This is a genomic window from Paraperlucidibaca sp., assembly GCF_982810325.1.
Genome location: NZ_CEYEMI010000015.1, coordinates 37409 through 39748 on the forward strand (window position 1 = coordinate 37409; position 2340 = coordinate 39748).

Below are 2340 nucleotides of genomic sequence, written 5' to 3' on the forward strand. Positions count from 1 at the left end.
AACCTGCCGCCGATAAAAAAGAAACCCGTGGCTTTGAGGCCGAAGTCTCGAAACTGCTGCACTTAATGATCCACTCGATGTATTCGAATCCCGAAATTTTTCTGCGCGAATTGGTCTCTAACGCCTCTGATGCCGCCGATAAATTACGCTTTGAAGCGCTCTCTAGACCTGAGCTACTTGGCGATGATAGCGAGCTAGGCATTTGGATTAGTGTTGACCCTGAAGCGAAAACACTGACTTTGCGTGATAACGGTATTGGCATGAGCCGCGATGAAGTCGTGCAAAACCTCGGCACCATTGCGCGCTCTGGCACTAGCGATTTCATCAAAAATCTCAGTGGCGATGAAAAGAAAGATAGTCAGCTCATTGGTCAATTTGGTGTTGGCTTCTACTCAGCCTTCGTTGCCGCCGATCGAGTGGTGCTAACGACACGTCGCGCCGGTGCAGCAGCGACTGAGGCCGTGCGCTGGGAGTCGGAAGGCACTGGTGAATTCACGGTAGAAAACTTCGAACAAGCTGAGCGCGGCACCACCATCACCTTGCATTTGCGCGAGTCGGCTCAGGAGTTTGCTGAGGCATTCCGTGTCCGCAGCATCATCAATAAATACGCTGAGCACATTGCGCTGCCGGTGCACTTGCTGCAAAAAGCTGAGGAAGAAGGCGAGGCCGATAGCTGGGAAGTTGTGAACCAAGCGAAAGCGCTATGGACACGCCCACGTTCGGAAGTTAGCGACGAGGATTATCAGGCCTTCTACAAGCATGTCGGCCATGACTTTGAAAACCCACTGAGCTGGAGCCACAACAAGGTTGAGGGCAAGCTCGAATACACCTCGCTGTTGTTTGTGCCTGGTCGCGCACCATTTGACCTGTATCAGCGCGATGGCGCGCGCGGCCTCAAGCTCTATGTGCAGCGCGTGTTTATTCGCGATGACGCTGAGCAGTTTTTGCCGCTTTACCTGCGCTTCATTAAAGGCATCGTTGATTCCAATGACTTGCCGCTAAACGTTTCGCGTGAACTGCTGCAATCATCCGATATTATCGACTCGATGAAGTCTGCCCTAACCAAGCGCAGCCTAGATATGCTGAGCAAACTCGCAGGCGATCCAGAACAGTATGAGAAGTTCTACACCGCCTTTGGCCAAGTACTGAAAGAAGGTTTGGCGGAAGATTTTGCTAACAAAGACAAAATTGCCGGCCTACTGCGCTTCGCCTCGAGCACTACGGGCGAAGGCAAAGCTGAAGTTTCACTAGCCGACTACATCGGCCGCATGAAAGAAGCGCAAGACACGATTTACTACGTTACCGCCGAGAACTACGTCACCGCCGCCAACAGCCCGCACCTCGAATTGTTCCGCAAAAAAGACGTGGAAGTGTTGCTGCTCACCGATCGTATCGACGAGTGGATGATGAGCTATTTAACCGAGTTCGATGGCAAGAAATTCCAGCACATCGGCAAAGGCGAAGTGGATTTAAGTGCGATTGCTGGCGAGAGTGCCGAGCCTGAAGTGACTGAGGAGCAAAGCAAGCAAGCCGAAGCATTGGTTGAGCGCCTACAAAAAGCCTTGAGCGAGCGTGTGAAAAGCGTGCGCACCACCACGCGCCTGAGCGAGTCGCCAACTTGCTTGGTGCTAGATGCCTTCGATCCTGGTTTCCAAATGCGCCAGCTGATGGAAGCTGCTGGTCAGAAAATGCCGGAAGTGAAGCCAATTTTGGAGATCAACCCAAGCCATAGCCTGATTAGTCGTTTGGCTGAAGAAGGCGATGACGCACGCTTTGCCGACCTAGCGATGGTCTTGCTAGACCAAGCAGCATTGGCTGAAGGCGCTCAACTCGATGATCCAGCCGCCTATGTGCGCCGTGTACAGCGACTTTTACAGTCTTAACTGATCAGTTTCTGACGGATCGTCCGACAGAAATCGGTTTTCATGAAAAGGGCATGGGTATACTCACCATGCCCTTTTTTTATGTACAGTGCGTTTCCAAGAGCGTCTTTTGAGGATTTTATATGTCGACGCTTAGAGTCGCCGTTTTAGGTGGTGGTAGTTTTGGCACCGTGATCGCTAACCTTGCAGCGAGCAACGGCCATACCACTACACTCTGGTTGCGTGACCCAGAACAACTTGCCGATATGCGCGCAAGCCACGAAAACAACCGCTACTTACCAGGCTTTTCACTTTGCCCAGAATTGCAATTTAGCGATGACCTACTGACAACCGTAGGCAACGCAGATTTAATCTTTGTCTCTATTCCCAGCAAAGCCTTTCGCTCAGTCATTACCGCCGCCAAACCAGCACTACGTCCAGATCATATGCTTGTAAGCACCACCAAAGGTGTGGAAAA

2 protein-coding genes are annotated in these 2340 nt (G+C 51.7%); both read left to right on the forward strand.

Annotated elements, in window-relative coordinates; genetic code table 11:
• A partial coding sequence (gene htpG / locus AC3DKE_RS06935) for a molecular chaperone HtpG (protein ID WP_487990270.1) occupies positions 1-1883 on the forward strand: 1883 nt, incomplete at its 5' end.
• Between the two features lie 122 nt (positions 1884-2005).
• The coding region (locus tag AC3DKE_RS06940) for an NAD(P)-binding domain-containing protein (protein ID WP_487990271.1) at positions 2006-2340 on the forward strand (335 nt) is incomplete at its 3' end.